The organism is Rufibacter soli, from assembly GCF_054781795.1.
This window is the reverse complement of sequence record NZ_BAAGTS010000005.1, coordinates 925326-952054: the sequence shown is the minus strand read 5'-3', so window position 1 is coordinate 952054 and position 26729 is coordinate 925326. Positions and strand designations below refer to the sequence as shown.

Below are 26729 nucleotides of genomic sequence, written 5' to 3'. Positions count from 1 at the left end.
TGTGTTGGCGTTATAGTCAGTTAAAGATAAAACCGGGCGCAACCAAGCATCAACCATCCTTTCCTGAAAGGGCATAAAACAAAAGAGGAGGCCAAGGCCTCCTCTTTTGTTTTATTATTGTCTCAACAGGTCATCCGCCAAAATATCCGGGGTTCTGGGTTAGGTTTACGTTAGCGTCCCGCTCCCGCTGCGGAATAGGGAACACCAGATTATTGGCGTTATAGGGTAACCCGTCAATGGTGGAGCGGGTTCTTTTGAGGTCATGTAAGCGCTGTCCTTCAAAAATCAATTCCAGCTTACGTTCCTGCAATACCTGGGCCAAGGTAACCGAAGCCCGGGGACTCAAACCTGCTCTGGCTCTAATAGTGTTTACATCTGCCACTGCCGTTACACCGCCAATGTTGGTGCCGGTCCGTATGCTGGCTTCTGCGCGGGTGAGATACATCTCGGCTAACCGAAGGATTGGAACCACCGCGTACTGCTCATCAAATTTATTGGTATAGCCATCTTCAAAGATACCCAGGCGCTCGTCTGAAGGATCATATTGGTCAATCAACTGGTTCTGGATTTCAATGTCGCCGCGTTGTAAAGGAGAATAATAGGTATTGAACTCATTAACCCCGTCCTGAGAGGTGACCTGAATGGCAAAGATGTCTTCAGTGCTGTTGGCGGTGTTGTTGAAGGCATCTGCATAGTCCGCCTCCAGCCGGTACCTGCCAGATTTGATTACCCGGTCTGCTGCCTGGCCTGCTTCCAGGAACTTCTCCTGTTGCAGGTACACACGGGAAAGCATGCCGGCCGCGGCCCACTTGGTGGCAAAAAAGCCATTGGTGCCTGGCAACAGGTTTTCGGCCTCGGTTAAGTCTTTCACCACCTGTGTATACACCTCGGCCACCGTGTTTCTTTTCACGTAAGAGGCTTCATTGATCAATGAGGTAGGTTGCAGCACCAGGGGCACTCCTGGGTTAGAAGCAGGATTACCGTCTACCCACGCCTTTCCAAACAACTTGACCAGCTCAAAGTACATAGCGCCTCTCAGAAACTTGGCCTCGCCTTCTACCCTGTTTCTTTTGGCCTGGTCTACCTTGCCAATATTGGCCAGTACACTGTTGGCAATGTTGATGACCCGGTAGCTGTCCATCCAGGTGGCGGCCACAAAGGAGTTGTTCTCCAGAATGGCTTTGTCATACACCTCCCCGGGCTGCGAATAGGTACCTACCCAGGCAATGTCTCCGTTATCTGCTAACAGGTCTGCTAAAAACATGATATCCCCTCCATACACATCGGCATCGCCGGCGGCGTCATAGGCGCCAACCAAAGCAGCCTCTACGTCTGAGGAGGTTCTCAAAGCCACTCCCGTTTCTACCTCATTCTTTGGATCTATGTCCAGTTGGTCATTGCAGCTAAACAGCAGGCTGGCAAAGCCTAGCAGCAGCGCGTATGATTTTATATTTCTTTTCATAACAAGTCTTTTTTTGGTGCACACTACTTCTTAGAACCCAATGTTAATTCCAAAAGTGATGGTTCTGGCCTGGGGAGCCCCATAGAAATCATTTCCTTGGGAGATATTACCCGCCAGGTAATCTGTGTTCACTTCTGGGTCCCATCCCTCATAGTCTGTGAAAGTGAGCAGGTTAAGGCCCACGGTGTAGATTCTCACTTTTTCCAGGTGGAATTTCTGCGTGAAGGCGCCAGGCAGGGTATACCCAAAGGTGAGGTTCTTCAGCCTGATGTAAGACCCGTCTGACAGGTACCGTGAAGAGTTGTCAGTTCCGTTGGCATAGCCCAGGTAGGCTCTTGGCACATCTGTGATATCGCCGGGTTTTTGCCATCTTCTCAGTTGGTCTTTGGTTTGGTTGTCATACCAGCTGGCGCTGGCGCTCATGTATTGGCCTGCCCCGTTGAAGATGTCATTGCCAAATACTCCTTGAAACAGCACGCTTAAGTCAAAGCCCTTAAAGGAGAAGTTGTTGGTAAGGCCCATGGTATAGTCTGGGTTGGGGTCACCAATCACTACTCTGTCTGCGGCACCAAAGTCATTAGTGGTCTCCCGGTTACGGGTACCGTCTGGGTTTAAGGTGTTCAGGTAATACAGGGCATCACCATTGTCTGGGTCAACACCGGCATACTCCACGCCAAAGAACACGCCAATAGGCTCCCCTTCTACGGCCCGGTTGAGATAACCACCGGTAATGATTTGGCCCTGCAGGTTCGTGATTTTATTGCGGTTTCTGGAGAAGTTGAAGTTGGTAGACCATTTAAAGTCACCAACCAGGTTGTCTGTGTTTAAGGCAAACTCAAACCCTTTGTTCTCCAATTCGCCTACGTTTCTGAGCTGGGTTCTAAACCCGGTGGTACCCGGTACGTTCACGCCCAAAAGCAGGTCATTGGTTTTCTTGATGTAATAATCCACTTCACCAGACACGCGCCCGTTCCAGAAGCCGAAGTCCAGACCAACGTCCAACTGGCCGGTTTCCTCCCATTTCAAGTCTGGGTTCTCAATCTGGATAGGGCTTTGGCCTGGTATTCCGCCGTAGCCGGCCCCGCCTGAGTATAAGCCCAGAGAAGCAAAGTTTCCAATCTCTGCGTTACCGGTTATCCCGTAGCTGGCTCTCAGTTTCAGGTAATTGATTAGGGTGGAGTTTTGCAGGAAAGACTCTTCACTAACTATCCAGCCCACAGATCCAGCGGGGAAGAAGCCATATCTGTTATCACGGCCAAAACGGGAAGAAGCATCTACCCGGCCACTTAGGCCTATCAGGTATTTCTCCTTCAGTTTGTAGTTCACCCTGGAGAAATAAGAAAGGAAGGAATAGTCTGTAGCAGAAGAAGACCCTTCGGTGATATCAGCAGAGCTGGTGAGTTTACGGTAGGCGTTACTTGGGAATTGCTGACCTTCCAAATAATTGGCATTCTGGTTAGACTCCTGGTAACTCATACCCAAAACGGCATCTAAGGTGTGGTCATCCCCAATGTTCTTGCTGTAGTTGAAGAAGTTATTGGTGTTGTAGTTGGTGATCTGCGTGTAAGAGTTTACCCCTATTCCATTGGGAGTACCGGTGTTTCTGGTGGTTAACTTACCATAGTACGCATCTTCATTCTGGGTTAGCAGGTCTAAACCAAACTCAGACCGGAAGGTTAAGCCGTTTATGATTTTATAGCTGGCGTACACGTTCGTGAAATTACGGAACACCGTAGTCAGGAAGTCGGCATCCAGGGCGTTGAGCAAAGGATTGTAGTACACCGGGTAATTGGTGTTAGGACGTCCCGTGGCCGGATCTAAGACCCCACTCACCAGGCCGGTTCTTGGGTCAATGGCCGGGGTAATAGGCGACAAGGCCACAATCTGCATAGGCGTGGCAAAGGCGTTGTCATTGCTCAACCGGTAGTTTTTGGTGCGGGTTAAACTAAAGTTCATGCCCAGGGCCAGTTTGTCAGTGGCTTGATGGTCTAGATTCAAACGCCCGCTCATCTTCTCAAAGCGGTTATTGATCAGGATACCTTCCTGGTTGCTGTGCGAAAGACCCGTGTAGAACCTGGTTTTCTCAGATCCACCCGCCGCGCTTACGTCTGTCTGGGTAATGGAGGCATCCTGGAACACCTCTTCCTGCCAGTCTGTGTTATAGGTTAAAGGATCAGTAGCCCCGGCAGCGTAGCGCTGCATACGGCCCTCATTAAAGGCTACCCAGAAAGGCTCGCCTTCCCGTTCCTCTGAGTTTCTGGCCGCTTCTCTAAGCAGCTCCACGTATTCAGCAGAGTTCAGGAATTCCCGCTTGTGGGTGGGCTTGCTGAAACCCGTGAAAAAACTCAGGTTGATTTTGGTGTCCCCGGTGATTCCTTTTTTAGTGGTGATCAACACCACCCCGTTGGCAGCCCGTGATCCGTAGATAGCGGCGGCGGCGGCGTCTTTCAATACCTCAATAGAGGCTATGTCATTGGGGTTCAAATCTGCCAGTGGGTTGGTAGGAGCCCCGTTGCTGTTAGGCACGCTGTTGGTTAACGGCACGCCGTCCAATACATACAGTGGCTCATTGCCGGCACTTACAGACGAAGAACCACGCACCCGCACCTTTATACCTTGGCCTAACTTTCCGTTCTGCTGCTCTACAAAAACCCCGGAGGTTCTACCCTGCAAGGCGTTTTCAAAGCTAGGGGATGGCGTATTCTGGATGGCCTCCGCCTTGATGGAGGAAATGGAGCCTGTGACGTCGCGCTTTTCCTGGCTACCGTACCCCACTACCACTACTTCGCCAATGGCTTTGGTGTCTTCCGTCATTTTTACGTCTAGGGTGTTACCAGAACCCACGGGTACCTCCCGGGTGGCAAAACCTATAAAAGTGAAGACCAACGTGGGGGAACCGGTCACATCTACAGAGTAGCGGCCATTGATATCTGTGCTGGCGCCCACAGTTGTACCTTTCACCACCACACTTACACCCGGGAGTGCTGAGCCATCTACCGCCGAAGTCACCCTTCCGGAGATGGTTCTATTTTGCGCCATGGCGTCAAGGCTGACTACCGTGAGCAAAATCAAGAACAAGAGTAAAAGTTTTTTCATCTGGTTTATTTTAAAGTTTGTTAGATAGGTTGGTAATATTTTCTTAAGATATCAGTTGAGGTCTATATTACAATAATCCCGTTGGCCATTCATCTAAAAATTAGCCAGCAAATCCAAAATCACAACTACCTTCACTTATACAACACACTGGCAATTAGAATGTTAAAAACCATTTTAATTTTAACATTAACCCGCTGGGTCGGTATTCAATCCCCCAAAATAAATTCCTACTTAAGGAAGGCTTAAACTTTGCCAAAGGCTGCGGCGGTGAAGAATTAGTAGAAAAGTAAATTCACCTGCTTTAATCCTATATGAATTTACTCAATTCTACTCTTATAAACTACAATTTATTGTTAATTTTATCCATAAATACGAACCAATAGAAAGGCTTGAGAAAAGGTGGAAACCTCAGGAAGCAGTAGCCCTTTCTTAGGCATAGTGATGGCTTTTCGTTAATATTACAGGATAAATTGTATTCCCTTATTTTATCTCAACCTCTATGAAGAATCTCTTATCTTTCAAGGTAGTTCTGGCAGTAGCATTCGCCTTTTTTCTGGCCGACACCGCTGCTATTGCCCAAATAAAAATGCCCGCGGCCAGCCCAGCAGCCACGGTAAAACAGGCCATTGGCCTAGCCGATGTTACGGTAGAGTACTCCCGCCCTAGCATGAAAGGCCGCAAGGTATTTGGTGACCTGGCCCCTTACGGCAAACTGTGGAGAACCGGCGCCAACAAATCCACCCAAATAGAATTCTCTGAAGAGGTAATGTTGGAAGGCAACAAAGTACCCGCCGGCAAATACGCGCTGTACACCATCCCCGGCGAGAAAGAGTGGACCATTATCATCCACAAGAACACAGAGCATTGGGGAGACGGCGGCAAAGACTACAAGCAAGCCGAAGACCTAGTACGTTTCAAGGTTACCCCTAAAAAGCTGGCCAATAAGGTAGAGACCTTCACCATCGGGTTTGCCGACCTCACCAATAATGGTGGCACTCTGGAAATCAGTTGGGAAAACACCCTGGTTCCCGTTAAAATCACCACCGATGTTGACGCCAAAGTGATGGCCCAGATTCAGGAAAAAGTGGTAAAGGGCACTAACGTGACGCCAGCGCTTTACGCGGCCGCTGCCAACTACTACGCCACTAACAACAAGGACCTGAAGCAGGCCCTTACCTGGTACCAGAAGGCCAACGAGAAAGATCCTAAATTCTACAACCTGCACTACCAGGCCAAACTTCAGGCACAACTGAAAGACTACAAAGGCGCCCGCGAAACGGCCCAGAAATCCATTGAGTTGTCTAAAAAAGAAAACAACGCAGATTACGTGGCGCTTAATGAAAAGCTGCTAGCCGAGATCAAAAACAACAAATAGCGTTTTAAGCCTGTTTTCTTAAAACCGGGCCCAAAACAGAAATCCCCGGCTTTCTACCAAAGAGAGCCGGGGATTTCTGTTTTAACGCAATTCCTTAAAAAAGATCACAGCCTGGTTTTACGCCCAGCGCACTTTCTCTTCTAACGGTACTACCCTTTTGCCGGTGGGCTCCTCCTTATCAGAATAGCCCAGGTAAAGAATTCCCAGAACTAAATCCTCCTCCCCCAAGTCCAGCATTTCTTTCATGGCCGGATAATACGCCATGCCTCCAGAGCCCCAATAAGAGGCAATACCCAGGGCGGTAGCACCCAGCAACAGGTTCTGGATGGCGCAGGCCGTGGCGGCAATCTCTTCCAACTCCGGAATCTTAGGGAGGTTGCCGCGCTGCATGTATGACACCAGTACATGAGAGGCTTTGTCGCCCATGTGGCGCAGTTTTTCCTCTTTGCTTTCCTGATAGCTTTCAGGGGCCATATTCTGGCGGTACAGTTGGGCATGCGCCGCACAAAACTCCTGCACCTTTTCCCCGGCATACACTATAAACCGCCAGGGCTCTGTGTGCCCGTGCGTAGGCGCCCAATCTGCCAGGGCCAGCAGCTCTTTAATCTGCGCGTTGGGTATTTGCTGGCCGTTCAGTTGCACCGGCTTTATGGTCCGTCTGCTTTGGATGATCTGCCGCAGGCGCTGAAAGTCTTCGTTCATGTTTTTCCTTTTTTCTGTTTTAAGCCCGTTTTTCAGAAAACAAGCTTAAAACGAATGGCTAATTGATTAACGGGCACAACCAAACTTCGTCCGGCAGCTTAATTTTCTTTAGCAGTAGATGTAGGTAAGATTGGTTGAAGCGCATAGCCAATGCCTACCACCAGGGCTGAACCGATGACGTTATACCAGAGATACGCAATATTGGTGGTGAAGTACAGCGCAAAGATGATCATTTGGGTAAGCACGGCGGCCCAGAAAACGGCGTTACCGGCCAGGCGCCGGAAGTAGAAGGCGGCAATGAAAACCCCCAGAATGGTACCGTAGAACAAGGAGCCCAGAATGTTCACAGCCTGAATCAGGTTTTCCAGCTGTGAGGCAAACAGCGCGAAGAAGATAGATACTGCCCCCCACCCTATGGTGAACCACCGCGAGGCCTGCACATAATGCTCATCTGAGGCACCCTTTTTAATAGACCGTTTGTACACGTCTACCACCGTAGTAGAGGCCAGGGAATTGAACGCCGAGGCCGTGCTGCCCATAGCGGCGCATAGCACCACCGCCAACAGCAACCCCACCAGCCCACGCGGCAGCTGCTGCGTCACAAAGGTCAGGAATACATAATCAGTGTCTTTGAAGTCGGTGCCCTGGTTGTGGGTCTTGACCAGTTGGTGCGCCTCCGCGCGCAGGCCCTTGCGCTTTTCCTCGGCTTGCTGCACTTGTTGGGCGGCCGCGTCCTTTTTGGCGTCATCGTTGGCCTGGTGGGCCGCCACCAGATCAAGGGTGGCTTGCTTTTTTGCCTGGAAGGCCTGGGTGCTTTCCTTTTCCAGTTGCTGCCAGGCCGGGGCGGCCGAAGAGGCTACCACATTTGCGGCCTGCTGCTGGTTAAAGTACAGCGGGGGCTGATGGAACTGATAGAACACAAACACCAGTACGCCAACCAACAAAATCAGAAATTGCATGGGCACCTTCACCAACCCATTCATGAGCAGACCCAGGCGGCTTTGCGCAATGGTTTCCCCACCCAGGTACCGGCCCACCTGTGACTGGTCCGTCCCGAAGTAGGAAAGGGCCAGGAAGAACCCGCCAATCAGGCCAGACCACAGGTTGTAGCGGTCATTGGGGTTGAAGTTTAGGTCTATCAGGTTCAGCTTGCCAGATTCGCCGGCCACTACTAAGGCTTCCGAAAGGCCCACGCCTTCGGGCAAAAGACGCACCACCACCACGGCCGCCGTGGCCATACCACCCAGCATCACCGCCATCTGCAGCCGCTGGGTCTGGCTCACGGCCTTGGTGCCCCCAACCACGGTGTAAAACGTGACTACCACCCCAATGAAAAGAATGGTGCCCGTCAGGTTCCAGCCTAGAATAGCCGACAGGATGATGGCCGGGGCGTAAATAGTGATTCCCGTGGAAAGGCCGCGCTGAAGCAGAAACAAAAGCGCCGCCAGAGAACGGGTCTTCAGGTCAAACCTGGTTTCCAGGTACTCATAGGCGGTAAACACCTTCAGGCGGTAATAAATGGGGATGGCCGTGATGGACAACACCACCATGGCCAGCGGAAGACCCAGGTAAAACTGGATAAACCGCATGCCGTCTTCAAATGCCTGCCCAGGGGTTGACAGAAAGGTGATGGCGCTGGCCTGGGTAGCCATAATGGAAAGGCCCATCATCCACCACCGCTCCGTATTATCAGCCCGCAAATACCCCGACATATGTTGGGTTTTCCGGGTTTTCCAGACGCCATACAATACAATAAAGGCAATGGTGCCCACCAAGACGCCCCAGTCTAGACCACTCATGCGTACGCGCGGGTTATGAGGTAGAATACCAGAATTAAAATAGCCAGCACCCCCAGCACCAACCCATACATGGCGGCCCAGGTTTTAAAGAACGGGGGCGGGTCTATATCTCCTTTGGTCATTTTTGGGTGTTGGTTTATGATTGCTTTTTTTGATTAGCTGCTACTTTCTGTTTTGGGCCTGTTTTCTGAAAAACAGGCCCAAAACAGAAATGTTATAAGGGGAATAGAACGTGAAGTAACCCCTCCCCTTTTTCAAATTCCTGATTCTTAATTCTTCTGTCCCAAAGACAATAGATTCACGAACAACCGGTAGGCCCCGGGCACGCCGGCCGGAAGCTCCCTGAAAAACGACAAACCCGTGTACACAAAATGGCCTTTCCCATATTTAGCGACCAGCAAACTGCTTTCGCGGGCCGGTTCCCCGGGGTCGTTGGTGGAAAGGATGGTCTCGTATTCCGGGGCCCATTGGCCCGGGAAGTAAAGGCCCCGCTCCTGCACCCATCCTTTAAAATCTTGGGAGGTTATTTTGTTGGGGCTGTTGAGAACCGGGTGGTCAGGCTTCAGGAATTTCACCTCAGAATCTTCTACGGTAACACGGTCACTGGAAAGCTTAAGCGGGAACGGGCCTAAATTCTGGGTCACTAAGCCATTGTTCACGTTGTACTGCACCACCAAGGTTCCGCCATCTTTCACGTACTCCAGTAACTGCGGCTGCTGGAATTTAAGGCGTTCCAAGGTATTATAGGCCCGCACGCCTACTACAATAGCATCAAATTTCTTCAGAGACGAGGCCGAAAGGTTCCCTATCTGCAATTGCTCCACCTGGTACCCAATCTGCTGGAGACTGGCTGGTACTTCATCGCCGGCGCCCATCAAATACCCTATGTGCTGCCCTTTGCGCTTGAGGTCCAGCTTTACGGCTTTAGCCTCTGCTACCGGAAACAGCATTTGGGTAGGCAAGTGGGAATAGCTAATGGTTTTTAGGCTCTGGCTATAATTCTTGCCGGCAATGGTGGCATTGGCGCTTACCGTACTTTCGGTTTGGGCCTCGCTGGGATGCACTAGAAACGTAAACAGTTGCTCTTCCCCTTTTTGGGCAAACTGAAAGGAGCCGCTGGCAGGTTCTGAGCGCCAGCCTTTGGGGAGTTGCAACTGCACTTGCCCTTCCAGGTGGTCTTTTCCCGCCCGCACCCGCACGGTAACCGGCTTGGGCTGGGTATCTGGGAACACGTATACTTTCTCGGTGAGGTTCACAAACACGGGCGGCGCTATCTCAAACGGGCGGTACTGTTCCCCCTCTACCGGATCTGTGCGCTTGTAAATTACGGGTAACACAAACGCCAGGGGCTGTCCCTGCACCAGCAAATGAACCTTTACCTGGGCGGCCGGCGGATTTTCAGGCAGACCTATCAATTGCTGGTCCTTCACCTGGAACATACCGGTAGTGCCGGGCTCCCGAAGCCAATACGGCGCGGAATACGGCATGCTGGCAGGAACGGGTAACTGGGTTTTGATAAAAACCGGTCGGTTTTCCTGCAGAGCCTGTCGCACCGCCGTATCGCGGGCCGCGAACAGGTATTCCACTTTGGAAAGCGAGACTTGCACCTTAGACCGGTTCACGGCCTCCAGTTGCAGTTGTAAGGATTGGCCCGGGGTAGCAGCGTAATCATTGGGAGAAGAGGCTTCCAGGTAGAGACCCAGACATGCTTTGAGCACCTGTAACAGTTCCTGTTGCTTTACCGCCTTCCAGGGAGAGGCAGGCATTTTCTCCAGGGCCGTATGCGCTTTTAATAGGGTAGGTACTATCCCAGCTGGGTTTGCCGGGTCATAGGCGGCCAGGGACTGCTGTAGTAATTTGGCCACCGCTTGGCTGCCGGGAACCCGATTCCACGTGGTAGTTACCCCTTCCAGCAGATCAGATTTGGCTGGGGCACCTTTCAGGAACTCAAAATATTCCAAGGCTTCGCCGCGGGCTCCGCTACTGCCAAAACCCTGGCTCTTGTGCATGCTCCGGCTTTCGGCGGCAATCTCAGGGTATGATTTCCCCAGCAGGGCATTGTACACGCCTACGTCCAGCTTTAGCTTGTCCTCGGGGTTGAACTGTTGGTTCTGGGCGTAGAAAAACGAGGAGGTATTCCAGAGCAGGCGCTTGGCTTGCCAGGGCGCTACGGTCTTGAGCTGCTCCGGAAAGCGCTTGGGGTCTGCGGCGGCGTCAAAGGCTTCCAGGGCAATCATGGCCGAGGCGGTGTGGTGCCCGTGCGTATTGGAGGGTACCGGCGAGAAACGGGTGATGATCACGTCTGGCTGAAACTTCCGGATCACCCAAACGGCATCTGCCAGAACCTGCTCCTTGTCCCAGATGGTAAAGGTCTCGGCGGGATTTTTAGAGAACCCGAAGTCGTTGGCGCGAGTAAAGAACTGCTCGCCCCCGTCCAGGCGGCGCGCCTGCAACAGTTCCTGCGTTCTGATCACGCCCAGTTCTTCCCGTATTTCTGGGCCAATGAGGTTCTGGCCACCATCGCCGCGGGTAAGGGACAGGTAGCCGGTACGCAGCTGGCGTTCATTGGCCAGGTAGGCAATCAGGCGAGTGTTCTCATCATCTGGGTGGGCGGCCAAGTATAACACGCTGCCCACCACGTTGAGTTTCTCTAGGGCCAGCCGTATCTGGGCAGCATTGGGCTTTTTGGGAGCCTGAGCCAGCAGCACAGGGGTGGCGGTACAGGTGGTGAGCAGCAACGCAGCTGCCAATAGTTGTTTCAATCTCATGCAAAGAAGCCGTTCATCTGTAATGGGGCGCTTTACCGGCATTGCCACAGCCTCCCCCGGGTAAAGCTATGGAATTTTACGCCAAGTGCAGAAGGCACCGGCCAGGAAATCAGGGGCAGTTTTTTCTTACAGGGTCTGCAAAGGAGGGCTAACCAAAGCCAAAGTAAGAAGCGCGGTAGCGTAGATAACTTTTTAAAGGTTTTCTTAGTTTACAGAAGTTCAAACACTGCTATAAAGGAACAAACGTATGAAGAACTTATGTGTACTACTTGCCTTGGCTGGCATGATCAGTTTTACTGCCTGCGACTCTCAAACCGGCAAAACCACCACCTCTGCCAGCACAGATTCTGAGCAGATGAACAATGACCAGATGGTAAATCCTCCGGCCAACGATACCACCGGCGCCTCGGCCACTGAGAAAACCCAGACCCGGGTAGGTAATTCCCAGACACGCGGCGAACAGAACACCTCCAATTCATCCACCACCAAAAACGTGGAAATGAAAGACAGCCTGTAACCTGCCGCTGGCACTTCGCAAAAAAAGGGATGCCGTTTCAGGCCTGTTTTCAAAAAAACAGGCCTGAAACGGCATCCCTTTAGCTGATGGGGTTTGGCCTACAGATAGACCAAAATTATTTGTTCTTTGCTTTTTGCTGCTCCTTGAATTCCTGGCCAGAGCGCAGCGTATAGAACTCACCTATTAGCGTACGGATCTTGATTTCATCCAGGGTAGAAAGTTTCTCTTCAATGGTTGCCTTGCGCTTTCCCAGGTTCTGCAGAATATAATCGGCGTAGTCCCAGTCACGGGAGGTCCAGTTCTGGCGTTTGGCGCGCACATTCTGCATAAAGGTGATATATGCTTCCCGCATGTGAATAGGGCTAATGGTACGCACGTTCCCGAAGGAGCCCAGCAACTCTTTCTCCCTTAGCCTCACTTCCTCGGCCTGCAGAGGCACCTCATCGGCCATGGGCTTGCTCTCCAGCTCATGGAACCGGGTCTTTAACTCCAGGAAGTCTCGCTTGGAGCTCTCTGAAAGGTTCTGGAAGCCACTTTCAATCTTATTAGACTGCCGCGCGAAATCACTTTTGATGGTGGGCCACTCGGCACGGGTGGTGGTAGAAATTTTATCTGACTGCAGCCGAACCCACTCTTTGAAGGAACGCAGCTCTTGTTCCACCGCCGGTTCCTGGGTCTCTTTCACGGTGGCGGGCACTTCCTTCTCGGTCTCGGTTACCTGGGCTCGGGCAGAAAGTGCCAGAGCAGTAGAGATGCCTACTATCAGCCCTAAAAATCTTCTGGTATGCATGGGTAAAGTATGTATGGGTGGTTGCTTTGCCTTGCCAAATGTAGGTATTTTCCTGAAAGGCGGCAGGTGGTTTACAGCAAGAACAACGCCAAAACAACCCATAAATTTTAGATTCTAACCTCCTTTCCTGTTTTAAAGCCGTTTTTGCCAAAACTGCCCCAAAACAGAACTCCCTGCCTAAACTAAGTTAAGGCAGGGAGCACAGAAACGAGTTAGGCCTCAAAGGCCATTAGCAAAAGCGATTAGTTTTTCTCCAGAATCTGGAAGAGCTCGTCCAGCTTTGGCGTCAGGATGATCTCGGTGCGGCGGTTTTTCTGGCGTGCCTCTGGCGTAGTGGCCGGGTCTACCGGAACGTATTTGGAACGGCCCGACGGGGTAACCCGACCAGGGGCCACGCCGGCCTCGGTTAAGATACGGGTGATTTCGGTGGCTCGTAGCACGCTCAGGTCCCAGTTGTCCTGCATGCCCAGGGTTCCCTTGGCAACGGGAACGTCATCGGTGTGGCCTTCTACCACCACGTTCACGTCGGGCTGGTTCTGCAGCACAGAGGCTAGTTTCTTGAGGGCTTCCTGGCCGGCGGCGTCTACTTTGGTAGAGCCAGACTTGAACAGCAACTGGTTAGAGAGCGAAACATATACTTTTCCGTTGCGCACGTCTACGGTGAGGTCAGAGGCTTTGAAGCCCAACAGGGCATTGCTTACCACCTTGCGCAGGTTGTTTACGGCGCGGTCTTTCTCATCCAGAATGCGTTGCATTTCCTTGAGGCGGGCTTCGCGGGCTTGCAGATCGGCAGAAAGTTTGTCTACCTGCTGGCTTTTAGAGCTCAGGTTGGTGCGCAGGGAGGCTTCGGTGGCTGCTTTTTCCTCGGCTAGTTCGGCTTTCTCTTTGTTCAGGCGCTCTTTGTCTTGTTGCAGGCGGGCGCGTTCGCTTTCCAGTTCAGCTTTCTGTTTAGACAGTTCATCCTGCAGCACCACCAAAGAACGGTTTTCCGTTAAGGCAGCCTCATATTTTTTGGAAGACACGCAAGAACCCAAAAGCCCAAGGGCTATGGTGGCGGAGAAAACGGGAGCTAAAAATCTTTTTTTCATAAGTGGTAGGTATAGTGATCAGTATTTGTCGCAAAGATAAGTACCAGGCTTTTCATACGCAGTTACCCGGGGCTAAGGTTAAAACAGCGAAATATACTTGCCGAATGCAATTCTTTTAGGGGCTTGGCGCTAAGATTCTTCCATGCATACAATTACGGCTTGGTTTCTTTACGCTCTCACCCTCAAGGCAAACCTGTCACCAAGCGTATAGCCACCGCTTTGGTCTGGTACTTAAAATAGGAAACGGGCTATGCTTGCTTTCACCAAAACTGTTATCTTTGAAACTAGGCAAATCCGGGCCACAGGCTTAGACCGTAGGTGGCGCGGGTGTTGCCTTTTCTTTTTACCTCTTTTCCATTCAACCGCATGAAAACAAAAATCACCGTAAACAGCAATGGCTCCCTAAAAGTGGAAGGCGATCTGCTGGTAGTAGACGCCCAAGGCAATGAATATAACCTGCAGGGCCGTGAGGTGGTAAGCTTCTGCCGCTGCGGACTTTCCCAGAACAAGCCTTTCTGTGATGGATCGCACAAAAACCACTTTGAGCACAACGCTGTGGCGTTTGACCTGCCACCCAGAAAAGTCTAACCCCTACCTGACCCTTATAAAGATGCGCGGAGACCTGTTCTCCGCCATTTCTTTTTTTACGCCTTTTCTTAATTGATTCTCTAGCTCTACAGGAAACCCTATGTCTGAGATTGCAACCGCACCGGCCGCTACCGGCTTTAAGCGCGAGATTAAGTTATTTGACGCCGTCATGCTGGTGGCTGGCTCCATGATTGGTTCCGGCATTTTTATAGTAAGCGCAGACATTGGCCGCTCAGTGGGAAGCGCCGGGTATCTTCTGCTGGTGTGGGGCCTGACCGGCATCATGACCCTGGCAGGCGCCCTGAGTTACGGGGAACTTACCAGCCTTATGCCGCGCGCCGGCGGGCAGTACGTGTACCTAAGAGAGTCTTACGGGCATTTAGTGGCTTTTCTGTACGGCTGGACGCTTTTTCTGGTCATCCAGAGCGGCACCATCGCCGCCGTGGCGGTGGCCTTTGCCCGTTTTACCGGGGTGCTGGTGCCCTGGTTTTCTGAAGAAACCATCCTGCTGGATTTAGGCACCTTTGACCTGGGGGGAATCCCTTTTCACCCTACCTTCACCTCTGTACAGTTACTGGCTATAGGCTCTATTGTACTGCTCACGCTGGTTAACCAACAGGGAGTGCGGAACGGAACCCTTATCCAGAATATCTTTGGCAGCACCAAGATCATCGCCATTTTTGCCCTGCTGGGCTTTGGTTTGCTGCTGGGAACCAACTCTGAGGTCATGAATCTGAACTTCTCCAACCTCTGGGATGCCCAGTCTGTGGTGCTGAACAAAGAGACCGGTGAACTAACGCGCACCACCCTATCTGGTTGGGCCCTGATGGTAGGGATTGGCACGGCCATGATCGGGTCATTATTCTCTTCAGACGCCTGGAACAACATTGGGTTTTCTGGGGATGAGATCGTGAACCCCAAGCGTACCATTGTCTTGAGCATGGCCATTGGCACCGGTATTGTCACTATTCTCTACGTGCTGATTAATGTGGTGTACCTGGCAATTCTTCCGCTACAAGGCGATCCCGCCGGACTGGATGTGCTGAGCCGCGGTATTCAGTTTGCCAGCAATGACCGCATAGGCACGGCGGTGGCCGAAGTGATTGGCGGCGCCCCCGCCACTATCGCCATCGCTATCCTGATCATGGTGTCTACCTTTGGCTGTAACAACGGCGTGATTTTATCTGCGCCCCGCGTGTACTACGCCATGGCCAAAGACGGCCTGTTTTTCCCAAAAATGGCCAAACTGAACAAGAATGGCGTACCAGGCGCCGCCTTGACCCTGCAATGCGTTTGGGCGTGCATCTTGTGCTTGTCTGGCAAGTATGGCAACTTATTAGACTTTGTGATCTTTGCCGTGCTCCTGTTCTACATTCTAACCATTGCCGGCATTTTTGTCCTGCGCCGTACCATGCCAGATGCCCCGCGGCCCTACAAAGCCATTGGGTACCCGGTACTGCCGGCACTCTATATTATAATGGCTTCCTTTATCTGCACCATCCTGCTTATTTATAAACCAGACTACTCCTGGCCCGGCTTAATTCTGGTGGCCGTGGGGATACCGGTGTATTATTTCTTCGGGAAGCGTTTCAAAAAGATAGAAGCCTAACTCCCTATTTACTGGGCTTTTTTCAGCCTCCTGTTTTAGGCCCGTTTTGCAGAAAACGGGCCTAAAACAGGAGGCTTTTTAGTTGCGGGACAACAAAGATTCAAGGACGCCAGATGTTTTGAGCGCAGGAAAGAAATGGAGAGTCTTTAAACGTGAAAAGCCTTCCCCGTCTGGGAAGGCTTTTCAATTATTGATTAAATAACATATAACGCTATTAAATGGAGTGGCTTTCGCCGGTGCTTTCTAAGTATTTTCGTATCACCTAAAATTCTTATCTAAAACGATTTTCCTTGTTAAGTTTCAACGTAAAATATTCTTCTTTTTCAAGCTTCCTCTTTTCGCGTCAATCATTTAACCAATTGTTATACCTTCTTTAACGGCGCCAAAAGTAGCAAGTTGCAAATTGGACTAATTCTTTTCAAAAAAATCTGGTTATTGCCCCGGCAAGGGCAAGAATACATATTGCCAGCCAACAGAAGAGAAATCTCAGCCCACAGGATGGAAAGTAGGGCTAGACGCCGAGTAGCACAATAGAAAGTCACTGAGCGCGTTTCTGGCTATACCTACCTTTGGCTGAAGAATACGTACCAGATAAGTGCGATCAACCGCTTTACTTTGAACATGAAAAAATTACTATTGGCTAGCGCAGTGTCGCTTCTGAGTTTAGGGAGTGCCTGGGCCCAGACAACCATTGGGTTAAAGGGCGGCCTTAACGTGGCCACCGTGCGCGTGCCCGGCGGCAAAGTAGACCCTGTGTTGGGGGTGCATGCCGGCCTTTTCGCCTCTGCCCCTATCTCCAGTAAATTTGCCTTGCAGCCAGAGATCCTGTACTCTAAACAAGGCGTGCAGACCCGTGATTACACAGACCACTACCATTACCTGAACATCCCGCTCATTTTCAAGGGCACCATAAGCGGCGGGTTCCATGTGCAGGTGGGGCCGCAATTTGGGGTACTGCTATCAGCTAGCCGCCAATACGGCAAAACCTCTGTAGACCTCACCGACGACCTGAACCGGTATGACGGCGCCCTGGCCCTGGGGTTTGGGTATGATGTAGGTGCCTGGCAGGTTTCAGGGCGGTATAACGTGGGCTTGTCAGATACCAGAGATGAGCATGAGAAAGGGGTGAACTACGCCAACAACGTTTTTCAGCTTTCCCTTGGGTATAAAATAAGATAGGACCCGGCAAGAAAAGTCCCATGGCGCCTAGTTCTAGGGCTAAGCAGTTTCTCTACTCTAGAAGCCAAGGTTTAGTGCGAGAAAGCTCTTCCGCACCTCTAAGCCGATAGGAAGTATCACAAATATCTCCTTGTAAGGAAATACTAACCCAATCTCGAAGCCTACATTGTAGACTTTATACCAGAAGGCTTACAAAGACCTTTTTTCTGAGGTTACCCCTGGAGAATAGGAAACGGAGTGATGGATACGCTCTGTTTGGCTGGCTTCTTCCTCCTGGAACAGGGGCAATTGGTTTAGGCCAAGAATGGAGAAGACAAAAGTTCTGGCGAAAGGAGCCCGAAAATCTATCCGCTCCCAGTTTCGTTCTGGCTCAAAGGCTACCCGTTGGTGCGCAGGTACTTTTTCTGGATGGGTTGGTTTTCCTAGCAGAAGAATTCCTAAGAACAAACAAAGCACAAGAGTAGATTGTAATACCGTGTAAATTTTTTCCACACACTTGGGGGTTTGGTTCCTTAATTTACCTATTACTAAATTTGCTAGGCAACTAAGGTACAGATACTAACGGTCATTAGCAAAAATATAAATCAACTTTTTACGGGAATAGTATAAATACCTATCAAACTCTGTTTCCGGTTTTTACCACCTACCTATGTCCTCTTCCACTACATCCACTTCTAGGGTATCTATTCAACCCATTACAGACCCCGCCCCTATCCAAGCCATCGCCTTGGCTACCTGGACCCCCACCTATGAAGCCATTCTGGCCCAGGAGCAGATTGACTACATGCTGGAGCAACTATACACGCCAGAGGCCCTGCGCCGGCAAATGCAGGAAGGACAGACCTTTCTCTTACTTACCGCTGGCCATGAACCTGCCGCCTTTGCCGCTTTTTCCTGCCTGAAGGAAAAAGAGCACCTATTCAAATTAAACAAACTGTACATCCACCCACGCTTTCAGGGCCGGGGGTACGGAAAGCTACTTCTTGAAGAAGTGACACAACTGGTAAAACAGAAAGGCGGCAAAAAATTGGAGTTAAACGTGCACCGCGAAAACCCTGCAAAGGACTTTTATTTAAAACAGGGATTTAAAATATTACAAAAAATTGATATTCCATTTGGCCCTTTCACCTTGAATGACTACATTATGTGCTTAATTGTGACATCGCCTGAAAAAAAAGCCGGGTAATAAAAGTAGGACTTGGGCGTGTACATAATTTTACTAGATTTGTAAAATATTGCGGTTTACTAAACTATAAGTACATGCGTAAAGTTCTACTAATACTTGGTATTGTTCTTACATTTTCAGGTATGGGGTACAGCTGGGGTTTCTTTGGCCACAAAGTCATCCAGCAGTTAGCAATTTATGCCCTGCCACCCGCAATGCAGCCTTTCTACTATAGGCACATGATGCTATTGGTAGACACGTCTGTTCGGCCTGATGAGCGCCGGCAGTCAGATGCTGCCGAAGCGCCCCGCCACTTTATAGATATTGACGCCTTCGGCCCGCAGGCCGTGCAGCAAATGCCGCAGGCCTGGAAACCGGCCGCTGCCAAATACAGCGTGGATACGCTCAACAAATATGGAGTGGTGCCGTGGTACGTGCTTAAAATGAAAGAGAACCTCACCCGGGCCTTCTACCGCAAAGACACAGACAGCATTCTTTATTACTCGGCAGACCTGGCCCATTACATCCAGGACGCGCACGTGCCCTTGCACACCACCGTGAACCATGACGGCCACCTGAGCGGGCAAACGGGGCTGCACAGTCTCTGGGAGTCAAAGCTGCCGGAACAACACCTGTCTACCTATAATCTGCGGCACGCCAAGGCTAGTTACCTGGCCAACCCAGAGCAGGAAATCTGGAAAGTGATCAGAGCCTCGCACAAGCTGGTGCCAGAGCTGCTGGCCATGGAGAAAAAGGTAAGCAAAGACTTTACGCCAGACACTAAGTTCATAGAAGTGATGCGCAACGGGCAAAAGCGCCTGACCTACTCAGACGCATTCGCTACGGCCTACCACCAGGCTTTGGGCAATATGGTACAGGATAGAATGCGCGAGGCCGCCACCCAAACTGCCTCTTTCTGGTACACCTGTTGGGTAGACGGTGGCAAGCCAGACCTGGACCAAATGCTGCTTACTCCACGCACCAAAGAGGAGCAAAAACAAATGAAGCAGGAACAACTGGCCTGGAAAAAGGGAACCCTGCAGGAAAAAGACCTGCTGCTCACCAAAATCAGGATCTCGCTCATGAACGTGGTTGATTGGGTGAAAGAGCCGTTTGCTTAAGCCTATAATTCCGCTGTTTTTTATCCTTATCAACTGGCAGCCTGCGGATAATGTGAGGTGAATCCTGTACTTTTGTCGTCCGCATTCTAAAAGACCAGAAAGAACACATGCATATTGCAGTAGTAGGCAACATTGGTGCCGGCAAAACCACCCTGGCCACCAAGCTGGCCCAGCATTTTAAATGGGAAGTTTTCCTGGAGGCGGTGGATGACAACCCCTACCTCAAAGATTTCTATGATGACATGCCCCGGTGGGCGTTTCACCTGCAGGTCTTCTTTTTGAACAGCCGGTTTAACCAGGTCCTGAAGATAAACGAGCGTACCAATGGCGTAGTCCAGGATCGCACCATCTACGAAGACGCCTACATCTTCGCCAAGAACCTGCACCAGTCCGGCATGATGAGTGACCGCGACTTCCAGAACTATTTCAACCTGTTCCAGTCCATGACCAACATGGTAAAGGCCCCAGACCTGCTGGTGTACCTGAAGGCTGACTTGCCTAAACTGATTGGACAGATTCAGAAAAGAGGCAGGGACTATGAAGAGAACATCTCACTTTCCTACCTCAAGAACCTCAACGAGCACTATGAGCAATGGATCTCGGGCTACCACCAGGGCAAACTACTGGTGATAGACGTGAACAACATGGACTTTGTGCAGAACCCCGAGGACCTGGGACTTATAATTGACCGGATCAATATTGAGTTGTTCGGTTTGTTTTAAGCCAAACGCTAACTCATTCCTACCTTTTTCATAAATGTGTTTCGAGCCTGTTTTTCAGAAAACAGGCCCGAAACACATTTTCGTTTTACCCTTCTTTTTTCTTCGCTTCATCAGGTCAAAACACCGGAGGATAATTGAACCTTGGACCATGCTCGCTAATCCTTTGCCTCCCTTTTTGGGAGAATCCTATCCCAACCCGCAGAATTCCGTATGCAGAAGAAAAAAACAACGCTATGGACCTTCGTTCTTCTAAGACCTTGGGGGCCGCCCTCCTGCTTCTGTTGCTGGGAGGCACGGCCTGTGAGCGCACCTCTCCTTCTAACCAAAACCCAGAAAACCAACCTCGCACGCGGGCAGAAAAAGACCTGGCGGAACTGCGGGAATGGGTAAACGAAAAAACAGATAAGACAGACAGCACCGCCACCCAAAAGTGGCCAGAGGTAAAAGAGGAATTCAAACAGCGGAGCGCCCAGCTGGAGGAAAAGGCAGACAGCCTCTCTGAGGAATCAAAAGCTGAATACAAAGAACTTAGACGCCGGTTTGAGAATTGGGAAACCCGCAACCAGCAGCGCAGCCAGGTTCCCTTGCACCCAGAGACCCTGGCGCGTTTTGAGCAGGAATTGTTTGGGTCGGCCAACGCCCTTGAAAGCAATTGGACCGCCGCCCAGATGCGGGAAATTTACACGCAGTTTTTGCAAAACGTACGCACCCGGCGCGCCTCCTGGACCGCCTCAGACTGGGATTACGTAGATGAGGTGTATCGGCAGCTGAACCTGAAAAAAGAACAGGTGGAAGACCAGATTCCCACCAAAGACCAACTCAAAATCAAAGCCTTACAAGCGGAATACCTTACCCTGGAAACCGGCAAGGACGCCAAAGACCTCTTTAATGAGTTTAAAAAGGAAAGTGCCCAATAAAAATCAGTTAACTTTTTGGTTTTGGGAGGGAGCCGTAGGGAAAGAATCAAGCCAGCGCTCTGCGGTACCCACGTCATAAAAGAGCCTTACTTTTAGGGTATGGGAAAACCTGCGTTCCAAATCCCGGGCAGTGGCCAACTCTAATAGATGCCGCGGTATGACCAGGGCAAAATACCGGAGGCCATTTTCCTGCACCTTAGGCAGCCACTCATACTGTAGCCAGTCATTGGCTTCGGCCCAGTCACCGGTTACTTCCCGTTTGTCATTCAGTAGTTTGGGGCATTGTACGGACGCCTGCAGGGTCAGGTACTTTTCGGCTACTTCTACCACGTTTTCGGCGGAGATATGGCCGTCCCATTTTACGTAAATCCAACCATGCCCTTTCTGGTACTCCATGGAGACTTGGGAATGAGGGTTGGTAATAACCCAATGCGTGGCCATATAGAATACGTTTAAGAAGGAGCCCGGAGTGCAGACCTCTACAGGTCTAATCATACCAGTACGCGCTCAGTACCTGAATGTTCCCTTCTATACCTGACTTTATCGCGCCGCTGCTTCCGCTACCCAACCTGTAACCCCAGAAGCATCTTGCACCAGCCAATAGCCATCCTGCCTAGCCAGCACGCGCAGGGTGGTGTCGGCGGGGAGGCTTTTACGGGCCGAAGCGGTTTCAGAGGAGCCATCCAGTAGGTCCGTCGGTTTAGTGAGGTGCACACGCTGCAGGGGTTTATCAAGGGACTCTACCAGGGAGGCCGTGACGTAGCCCTGCTGGCCGTCTGGCAGTTGCACCCGGTACCAGTTAGCTGAGCCCGCCAGCACCTGCAGCGGGGCATGCAAGGGCAAAGAAAGGAGGCTACTCGCCTTGATAGAGGGAGATTCCCGTAGGGTGACGTTTGATTTGGCTACCCGGGCCCAATTCCCCAGCTTTTTCTCATCTACATTTAAGGGAGTAGGCTTGGTGCGGTCCTGGTAAACGAAGGGGTACGGGTCAACGGCTCCCTCGCCAAAACGGTAGATGCCAAAGTGCAGGTGTGGTGGCGTATGAATGGCGTTGCCGGTATTGCCCATCAGCCCCAATGTATCTCCAATAGACACCCGTTGACCAGGCTGCACCACCTGGCTGTCTAAGTGGGCGTAATACAGGCTCTGCCGGCGTTTGGGGTCAGAAAGCCAGACTACTTTTCCGCCAATGGGCGTGATGTCTACCCGGGTAATCACCCCTTCTGTAGCCGCAAGCACCGGGGTACGGCGGGCCGCGAAAATATCCACACCTTCATGCTTCCTGGCCCCGGCATCGCGCTCTGCGCCCCAAAAGCTTTGTACCGCCCTGCTGTCTTTGCCCTGTACCGGAAAGGCCAGCGTAGGTTGGGTTTCTATGGTGACGGTATATTGGCCACCGCGCAGCAGTTCTGGTTGCAGGCGCAGCAGATGGGGAAGGTCTTCCTCTATTTCATAGTCAAGGTGTTGGGAGGTGGTATCGGCGTACGCCACTTGTTTAGGCTGGGCGGCGTAGTCTGGATTGGCCTCAAATAGATCTAGGAAAACCTGCGGCGCCTCCTGGCCCTGGGTCTGTACTTTTATGGCTACCTTCTGTCCACGCTTTACGTTGAACTGGTAACTGGCCGCCAAGGGTTTATCTGCCGGGAAATAGCCCGTCTCCTTGAAGGGCAGGGTTACGGGCACGGGTTTCTGCAAAGCCCGCTCGCCGGCGGCTACCCATTCCTGGCCTAAAGCCGTCTGGTCCAATTTGGCTTCCTTAAGGCCGGCCCGGTACTTCTCATAAGGGCTCTGCTTTTTGAACACCGCTTTAAAGGTCTGTTTGGGGCTACAACCCGGCAAGGCCAAAAACAAGCCCACCAACAAGGCTAGCAAGAGAGACGGAAGAGCGTTATGGAAAGGTCTGGGGCGCATGAGGGAGGTTCTTTTAACAATAAACCCGCCTGCCTTGAATAAAGTTTATCCAGGGCAGGCGGGTTACTTTTTACGGGTAAAAGAAGAAAAGGGCCGTTGCGGTCCCTCTATAAAAAAACTATTCTTCCTCTATTCTGAAATGAGGGTGCTTGTAGGCTTTGGCCGCCTCTTCTTCCATGGTTTCATACTGGTCCAGCATGAGTTGGTCATTGCCTGAGTTGGATCCTTTCACATACACGCCTTCCGGAGTTCTGTAAATGGCATAGTTGTGCAACCCGAAGGGGAAGAGGTTGTTGCTGCGCAATTCTTTGGCATAGGTAAGGTCAAACTCTTCGCCACGGGCGGTGGTGACCAGGTATTTAGACGTTTGTGACATTGTGCGGTGCTTTTAATTAAAGTGGCGCCTTTAAGAAAGAAGGCACCCAGGAACGTATGGAAACGGGCCTTGCTTTTCTGGTAAGCTCAAAGTAAGAAAACCTGCAGGTCAATGACAAGCGCTTCCCTCTTCTCTATGGATTCTGTTTTAAGCCTGTTTTTCTGAAAACAGCCTTAAAACGGAAAAAGGCGTGGTCTATTCTTCTGGGGACACCGGGGCTGTTTCCATGACCACAATAGGGTCTCCCACCGATACCGTACCAGTAGACAGACCCAACAGGTTCATCCCAAACATTACCTTATTGCCTTGCTTCCGGTATTCAGAGAGGGTTTTAAGCGGCTCCTGCCCTGCCTGGGCGGTGTTCTGGTTGATAGTGGTAACGTTGCAGCGGCCGCAAGGCTTGGCTCCGTAGAACAGGACATTGCCAATTTTAAAGGTCTTCCATTTCTCCTCTGCGTACGGCGCGCCGCCCGTGAACACAAAAGTTGGCCTGAACCGGTCCATGGGCACGGGTTCCTCCAGGCGGCTGTTCAGGTCATTGAGTGATTCCTGGCCTATGATCATAAACGGGTACCCATCTGCGAAGCTCACTTTCTCATTGTGGCGGGCATAGTTGGGGTCTACTAACCTGATGGAATTTTCTGGCATGTACACCAAGCGGCAGTTTAACCCCAGGGCCTCAGAAAACCAGGCATCGGCTTGGTTGCCCACCAGGTAGGCAAAGCAGATGTCTTCCCACACGGTCACCAAGGTGGAGCGGGTACTGTCTGTTTCATAAGGCACTAGCAGGGGAGCCATTTCTTTGACCGTGTGCCGCACTTCCAATCCCTGGGGGGTAAGGCTCACTTTGAGCAGCGCCATTTCTGCAATCTTCCGTTGGGTCAGGAAAACGCCACTCTCGTCTATCAGCATCCACCGGCGGTCATATTGCAGCCCCCGCTCCTCCACGTTGGCACTCTGCAGAGAGATGCCGCCTAAAGATTTGATTGGGTAAATATTGATTTCACTGAGTACTAATGTTGACATAAAGCTTAAACTGAAGAGCGTGGCTTACCAAAGGTAGGAATGATTCTTAAAACGCGAAGCACCTACAGAAGGATTTGCACTTTAATAATAATTTCATCAGAAAAACAATATAAAACCTAAAGTTCTTCTAACACTTTACGCTTGGCAAGTCCCCAGTCCTTTCCTGTAGAGATCTAGCTTCTCTTCAGGTCAAAAGGATGGGGGGATTTATCCGTTTCAAAACCCATTGAAGAGACTTGTTAAGGTCTTTAGCAAATTTCTGTTTCAAGCCTGTTTTTCTCAAAACAGGCCCAAAACACTTGTTTGAATATAACCATTTACGCGCACTTAGGCGGCCATCAAAAGCAATAAAGCCAAGGTTTGTGTTATCCCTTAAATTCAACTTTTCCTATACATAATAAATCAACAAAGCTGGCTAACGGCAACAGCCTCAAGCGTTAAAGCCTAACTTCTTTCAGGACAAATACTTACCTAAAAAGCGGGAAAGCGTGCCAATAATTTTACCTGATCAAACCTAAAAGCAAGCAAATTTAACTTTGCTAAAATTTTAGGCAATCCCTTGGCGCCAATGGTAAAAAACGTAATTTTAGGAGACTGAAATTAAAGAGGAGCGCACGGAATGGGGACATATTTTCAGAGTTACCGCGAAGAGATATCGCTAACGGTGAGCACCAATCGCCCGCTTACGCTCTATGAGTTTAACCGGAGGTTGCGTGAGGAAATTGAGAATGCCCTGCCGCACCGCTACTGGATCATTGCCGAGATCTCTGAGGCCCGGGTGCACCACCAAAGCGGCCACTGCTACCTTACCCTCACAGACAAAGAACCCGGCGCCAAAAGCACGCTTACCGCCCAGGCCCGCGGCACCATCTGGAAACGCCAGTACAGTGAGATTGCCCAGTATTTTGAAGCCCAGACCGGCCATCCATTAAGGGCTGGGCTTAAAATCCTGTTCCAGGCCAGCCCGCGGTTTCATGAGTTGTACGGTTTCAGCCTGGACATCCATGATATTGACCCCACTTATACTCTGGGTGATTTGGCCCGGCAACGGCAGGAAACCATTTCGCGCCTGGAGACCGAAGGCCTCCTGAACCTGAACCAAAAGCAAACCCTGCCTCAGGTCCCACAACGCTTGGCCGTTATCTCGTCGCCCACTGCGGCCGGGTACCAGGATTTTGTAGCCCAGCTGGCGCACAACCCCTTCGGGTATGCCTTCGCCCTTACCCTTTTTGAGGCGAGCGTGCAGGGGGCAGAAGCGGTTTCGTCTATCAAGGCGGCCTTATCCAGGGTAACGCTGCAGCGCCAGGCCTTTGACGCGGTCATATTGATCAGGGGCGGCGGTTCCCAAACCGATTTGCTGTGCTTTGACCACTATGACTTGGCTTCGGCGGTAGCCCAGATGCCCTTGCCCGTGCTTACCGGCATTGGCCATGAGCGGGATGAATCTGTCACTGACCTGGTGGCGCATACGCCCCTGAAGACGCCTACCGCTGTGGCCGCCTTCCTGGTAGACCGACTCAACGAGTTTGAGGCCAGCATGGAGAATGTGTTCCTGGAAATTAAGGACGCAGCCACCACCCTAGCCTTGGCCCAGGAACGCCGTATAGCGTTGCTGGGGGCCCAGGTGCAGCAAGGCACCAACCATTTCCTGCATACCCACCACTACCAATTGGAGTGCCAGACCCGCACCCTCTCAGACAAGCCGCAGAAATTCCTTACCCAAGAGCAGCGGCATGTCATGTGTGAGGAACTCAGGCTTACCCACGCGGTGCAACAGGTATTGCGGGCCAAAGACACCCGGCAACAGCAACTGGCACAGCACTTGGAGAGCAGCAGTCAGAAGAAACTGGAGACGGGCCAACGCCGGGTTACCCACGTAGAACACTGCCTGCAAATGTTTTCCAAGCAACGCCTGCAGAAAGCACAGCTTTTGTTCCAGAAAAACCAGCAGCGCCTGCTCTACGGCAGCAAAGACCACCTGCAGACCAAAGGCCACCAATTGCAGCTGGTAGAGATGGACGTGCGCTCCCATGACCCTGAGATCATGCTTATGCGCGGCTACACCCTCACCTATGTTAACGGCAAACTGCTGCGCTCCCTGGACCAGGTGAAACCCGGCGACCAACTGAAAACCCGACTGCTGGCCGGCAGCGTGCACAGCAAGGTCACCAAAACAGAACAACCAGACTTATTTGAATAAACGCCCGGAACTTCCCCTCCAGGCTTTTCATAACCCATTAAAACAACCAGCCATGACCCCAAATTTAACATATAAGCAAGCCACCCAGGAACTGGAAACCATCCTCAAAGCCATTGAGAACGATGACGTAGACGTAGACGAACTTACCCAGAAAGTGCAGCGCTCCTCTGAACTCATCAAACTCTGCAAGCAGAAGCTCCGCACCGCCGAGGACGCTATTAACCAAGTGTTCCAAGACATTAACTGCGAAGCCCCCAAAGCGGAGTAATTTCCGTTTCAAGCCTGTTTTGGCCAAAACGGCCTTAAAACAGAAGTCCC

Annotated in this window: 23 protein-coding genes; 11 read left to right on the top strand and 12 right to left on the bottom strand. The window is 51.2% G+C overall.

Annotated elements, in window-relative coordinates; all coding sequences use genetic code 11:
• Window positions 1-130: 130 nt before the first annotated feature.
• A complete protein-coding gene (locus tag ACYVJQ_RS18295; RefSeq protein ID WP_460894561.1) occupies window positions 131-1462 on the bottom strand; it encodes a RagB/SusD family nutrient uptake outer membrane protein in 1332 nt (443 codons plus the stop codon).
• 30 nt (window positions 1463-1492) lie between these two features.
• Window positions 1493-4558 (bottom strand): SusC/RagA family TonB-linked outer membrane protein, encoded by a 3066-nt coding sequence (locus tag ACYVJQ_RS18290; protein ID WP_460894560.1) that lies wholly within the window; start codon window positions 4556-4558, stop codon window positions 1493-1495.
• 499 nt (window positions 4559-5057) lie between these two features.
• On the opposite strand from ACYVJQ_RS18290, the gene ACYVJQ_RS18285 reads away from it, so the two are divergent.
• Entirely contained in the window at window positions 5058-5933 is an 876-nt protein-coding gene (locus ACYVJQ_RS18285) for a DUF2911 domain-containing protein (RefSeq protein WP_460894559.1), read from the top strand.
• Window positions 5934-6050: 117 nt separating this feature from the next.
• Here the strand turns inward: ACYVJQ_RS18285 and ACYVJQ_RS18280 are convergent, their stop codons facing one another.
• The 4 genes from ACYVJQ_RS18280 to ACYVJQ_RS18265 form a co-directional block, all read right to left on the bottom strand.
• On the bottom strand, window positions 6051-6635 hold the full coding sequence (locus ACYVJQ_RS18280; protein WP_460894558.1) for a nitroreductase family protein: 585 nt from the start codon (window positions 6633-6635) through the stop codon (window positions 6051-6053).
• Window positions 6636-6733: 98 nt separating this feature from the next.
• Window positions 6734-8434, bottom strand: coding sequence for a sodium:solute symporter family protein (locus ACYVJQ_RS18275; RefSeq protein ID WP_460894557.1), 1701 nt, complete (start codon window positions 8432-8434; stop codon window positions 6734-6736).
• Window positions 8431-8556, bottom strand: coding sequence for a hypothetical protein (locus tag ACYVJQ_RS18270; protein WP_460894556.1), 126 nt, complete (start codon window positions 8554-8556; stop codon window positions 8431-8433). The genes ACYVJQ_RS18275 and ACYVJQ_RS18270 overlap by 4 nt, the downstream gene beginning before the upstream one ends.
• A gap of 147 nt (window positions 8557-8703) precedes the next feature.
• Window positions 8704-11202: a PIG-L family deacetylase gene (locus ACYVJQ_RS18265; RefSeq protein WP_460894555.1), complete on the bottom strand. Its 2499-nt coding sequence runs from the start codon at window positions 11200-11202 to the stop codon at window positions 8704-8706.
• Between the two features lie 247 nt (window positions 11203-11449).
• Here ACYVJQ_RS18265 and ACYVJQ_RS18260 point away from each other — a divergent pair, with 247 nt between their 5' ends.
• Window positions 11450-11719, top strand: coding sequence for a hypothetical protein (locus ACYVJQ_RS18260; RefSeq protein WP_460894554.1), 270 nt, complete (start codon window positions 11450-11452; stop codon window positions 11717-11719).
• A 115-nt stretch (window positions 11720-11834) separates the two neighbouring features.
• Here the strand turns inward: ACYVJQ_RS18260 and ACYVJQ_RS18255 are convergent, their stop codons facing one another.
• A complete protein-coding gene (locus ACYVJQ_RS18255; protein WP_460894553.1) occupies window positions 11835-12509 on the bottom strand; it encodes a hypothetical protein in 675 nt (224 codons plus the stop codon).
• A 242-nt stretch (window positions 12510-12751) separates the two neighbouring features.
• A complete protein-coding gene (locus ACYVJQ_RS18250; protein ID WP_460894552.1) occupies window positions 12752-13597 on the bottom strand; it encodes an OmpA/MotB family protein in 846 nt (281 codons plus the stop codon).
• A 366-nt stretch (window positions 13598-13963) separates the two neighbouring features.
• Here ACYVJQ_RS18250 and ACYVJQ_RS18245 point away from each other — a divergent pair, with 366 nt between their 5' ends.
• The 7 genes from ACYVJQ_RS18245 (at window position 13964) to ACYVJQ_RS18215 (ending at window position 20898) form a co-directional block, all read left to right on the top strand.
• Window positions 13964-14185: a CDGSH iron-sulfur domain-containing protein gene (locus ACYVJQ_RS18245; protein WP_460894551.1), complete on the top strand. Its 222-nt coding sequence runs from the start codon at window positions 13964-13966 to the stop codon at window positions 14183-14185.
• A 100-nt stretch (window positions 14186-14285) separates the two neighbouring features.
• Window positions 14286-15794 carry an APC family permease gene (locus ACYVJQ_RS18240; RefSeq protein WP_460894550.1) on the top strand — a complete coding sequence of 503 codons (1509 nt, stop codon included), beginning with the start codon at window positions 14286-14288 and terminating at the stop codon, window positions 15792-15794.
• Between the two features lie 621 nt (window positions 15795-16415).
• The gene (locus ACYVJQ_RS18235) at window positions 16416-16973 is read left to right on the top strand and encodes a porin family protein (RefSeq protein WP_460894549.1); all 558 of its coding nucleotides are present in this window, start codon (window positions 16416-16418) and stop codon (window positions 16971-16973) included.
• 649 nt (window positions 16974-17622) lie between these two features.
• Window positions 17623-18159 carry a GNAT family N-acetyltransferase gene (locus ACYVJQ_RS18230; protein WP_460894548.1) on the top strand — a complete coding sequence of 179 codons (537 nt, stop codon included), beginning with the start codon at window positions 17623-17625 and terminating at the stop codon, window positions 18157-18159.
• A gap of 74 nt (window positions 18160-18233) precedes the next feature.
• On the top strand, window positions 18234-19259 hold the full coding sequence (locus ACYVJQ_RS18225) for a zinc dependent phospholipase C family protein (protein ID WP_460894547.1): 1026 nt from the start codon (window positions 18234-18236) through the stop codon (window positions 19257-19259).
• Window positions 19260-19366: 107 nt separating this feature from the next.
• Entirely contained in the window at window positions 19367-19981 is a 615-nt protein-coding gene (locus ACYVJQ_RS18220) for a deoxynucleoside kinase (protein WP_460894546.1), read from the top strand.
• Window positions 19982-20214: 233 nt separating this feature from the next.
• Window positions 20215-20898, top strand: coding sequence for a hypothetical protein (locus ACYVJQ_RS18215; protein ID WP_460894545.1), 684 nt, complete (start codon window positions 20215-20217; stop codon window positions 20896-20898).
• A gap of 3 nt (window positions 20899-20901) precedes the next feature.
• Here the strand turns inward: ACYVJQ_RS18215 and ACYVJQ_RS18210 are convergent, their stop codons facing one another.
• From ACYVJQ_RS18210 to ACYVJQ_RS18195, 4 genes are all read right to left on the bottom strand, one after another.
• The gene (locus tag ACYVJQ_RS18210; protein ID WP_460894544.1) at window positions 20902-21393 is read right to left on the bottom strand and encodes a hypothetical protein; all 492 of its coding nucleotides are present in this window, start codon (window positions 21391-21393) and stop codon (window positions 20902-20904) included.
• Window positions 21394-21438: 45 nt separating this feature from the next.
• Window positions 21439-22809: a peptidoglycan DD-metalloendopeptidase family protein gene (locus tag ACYVJQ_RS18205; protein WP_460894543.1), complete on the bottom strand. Its 1371-nt coding sequence runs from the start codon at window positions 22807-22809 to the stop codon at window positions 21439-21441.
• A gap of 118 nt (window positions 22810-22927) precedes the next feature.
• Complete coding sequence (locus tag ACYVJQ_RS18200) at window positions 22928-23185, bottom strand: hypothetical protein (protein ID WP_460894542.1); 258 nt, start codon at window positions 23183-23185, stop codon at window positions 22928-22930.
• A 195-nt stretch (window positions 23186-23380) separates the two neighbouring features.
• On the bottom strand, window positions 23381-24211 hold the full coding sequence (locus ACYVJQ_RS18195) for an MOSC domain-containing protein (RefSeq protein ID WP_460894541.1): 831 nt from the start codon (window positions 24209-24211) through the stop codon (window positions 23381-23383).
• Between the two features lie 619 nt (window positions 24212-24830).
• On the opposite strand from ACYVJQ_RS18195, the gene xseA reads away from it, so the two are divergent.
• On the top strand, window positions 24831-26411 hold the full coding sequence (xseA, locus tag ACYVJQ_RS18190) for an exodeoxyribonuclease VII large subunit (RefSeq protein ID WP_460894540.1): 1581 nt from the start codon (window positions 24831-24833) through the stop codon (window positions 26409-26411).
• Window positions 26412-26463: 52 nt separating this feature from the next.
• Window positions 26464-26679, top strand: a complete 216-nt coding sequence (gene xseB, locus ACYVJQ_RS18185) for an exodeoxyribonuclease VII small subunit (RefSeq protein ID WP_460894539.1) — start codon at window positions 26464-26466, stop codon at window positions 26677-26679.
• Window positions 26680-26729 lie beyond the last annotated feature (50 nt).

Bases quoted from the DNA above. Each gene is read 5' to 3' on its own strand.
- ACYVJQ_RS18295 (WP_460894561.1), bottom strand. From the start codon at position 1,462: ATGAAAAGAAATATAAAATCATACGCGCTGCTGCTAGGCTTTGCCAGC.
- ACYVJQ_RS18290 (WP_460894560.1), bottom strand. From the start codon at position 4,558: ATGAAAAAACTTTTACTCTTGTTCTTGATTTTGCTCACGGTAGTCAGC.
- ACYVJQ_RS18285 (WP_460894559.1), top strand. From the start codon at position 5,058: ATGAAGAATCTCTTATCTTTCAAGGTAGTTCTGGCAGTAGCATTCGCC.
- ACYVJQ_RS18280 (WP_460894558.1), bottom strand. From the start codon at position 6,635: ATGAACGAAGACTTTCAGCGCCTGCGGCAGATCATCCAAAGCAGACGG.
- ACYVJQ_RS18275 (WP_460894557.1), bottom strand. From the start codon at position 8,434: ATGAGTGGTCTAGACTGGGGCGTCTTGGTGGGCACCATTGCCTTTATT.
- ACYVJQ_RS18270 (WP_460894556.1), bottom strand. From the start codon at position 8,556: ATGACCAAAGGAGATATAGACCCGCCCCCGTTCTTTAAAACCTGGGCC.
- ACYVJQ_RS18265 (WP_460894555.1), bottom strand. From the start codon at position 11,202: ATGAGATTGAAACAACTATTGGCAGCTGCGTTGCTGCTCACCACCTGT.
- ACYVJQ_RS18260 (WP_460894554.1), top strand. From the start codon at position 11,450: ATGAAGAACTTATGTGTACTACTTGCCTTGGCTGGCATGATCAGTTTT.
- ACYVJQ_RS18255 (WP_460894553.1), bottom strand. From the start codon at position 12,509: ATGCATACCAGAAGATTTTTAGGGCTGATAGTAGGCATCTCTACTGCT.
- ACYVJQ_RS18250 (WP_460894552.1), bottom strand. From the start codon at position 13,597: ATGAAAAAAAGATTTTTAGCTCCCGTTTTCTCCGCCACCATAGCCCTT.
- ACYVJQ_RS18245 (WP_460894551.1), top strand. From the start codon at position 13,964: ATGAAAACAAAAATCACCGTAAACAGCAATGGCTCCCTAAAAGTGGAA.
- ACYVJQ_RS18240 (WP_460894550.1), top strand. From the start codon at position 14,286: ATGTCTGAGATTGCAACCGCACCGGCCGCTACCGGCTTTAAGCGCGAG.
- ACYVJQ_RS18235 (WP_460894549.1), top strand. From the start codon at position 16,416: ATGAAAAAATTACTATTGGCTAGCGCAGTGTCGCTTCTGAGTTTAGGG.
- ACYVJQ_RS18230 (WP_460894548.1), top strand. From the start codon at position 17,623: ATGTCCTCTTCCACTACATCCACTTCTAGGGTATCTATTCAACCCATT.
- ACYVJQ_RS18225 (WP_460894547.1), top strand. From the start codon at position 18,234: ATGCGTAAAGTTCTACTAATACTTGGTATTGTTCTTACATTTTCAGGT.
- ACYVJQ_RS18220 (WP_460894546.1), top strand. From the start codon at position 19,367: ATGCATATTGCAGTAGTAGGCAACATTGGTGCCGGCAAAACCACCCTG.
- ACYVJQ_RS18215 (WP_460894545.1), top strand. From the start codon at position 20,215: ATGGACCTTCGTTCTTCTAAGACCTTGGGGGCCGCCCTCCTGCTTCTG.
- ACYVJQ_RS18210 (WP_460894544.1), bottom strand. From the start codon at position 21,393: ATGATTAGACCTGTAGAGGTCTGCACTCCGGGCTCCTTCTTAAACGTA.
- ACYVJQ_RS18205 (WP_460894543.1), bottom strand. From the start codon at position 22,809: ATGCGCCCCAGACCTTTCCATAACGCTCTTCCGTCTCTCTTGCTAGCC.
- ACYVJQ_RS18200 (WP_460894542.1), bottom strand. From the start codon at position 23,185: ATGTCACAAACGTCTAAATACCTGGTCACCACCGCCCGTGGCGAAGAG.
- ACYVJQ_RS18195 (WP_460894541.1), bottom strand. From the start codon at position 24,211: ATGTCAACATTAGTACTCAGTGAAATCAATATTTACCCAATCAAATCT.
- xseA (WP_460894540.1), top strand. From the start codon at position 24,831: ATGGGGACATATTTTCAGAGTTACCGCGAAGAGATATCGCTAACGGTG.
- xseB (WP_460894539.1), top strand. From the start codon at position 26,464: ATGACCCCAAATTTAACATATAAGCAAGCCACCCAGGAACTGGAAACC.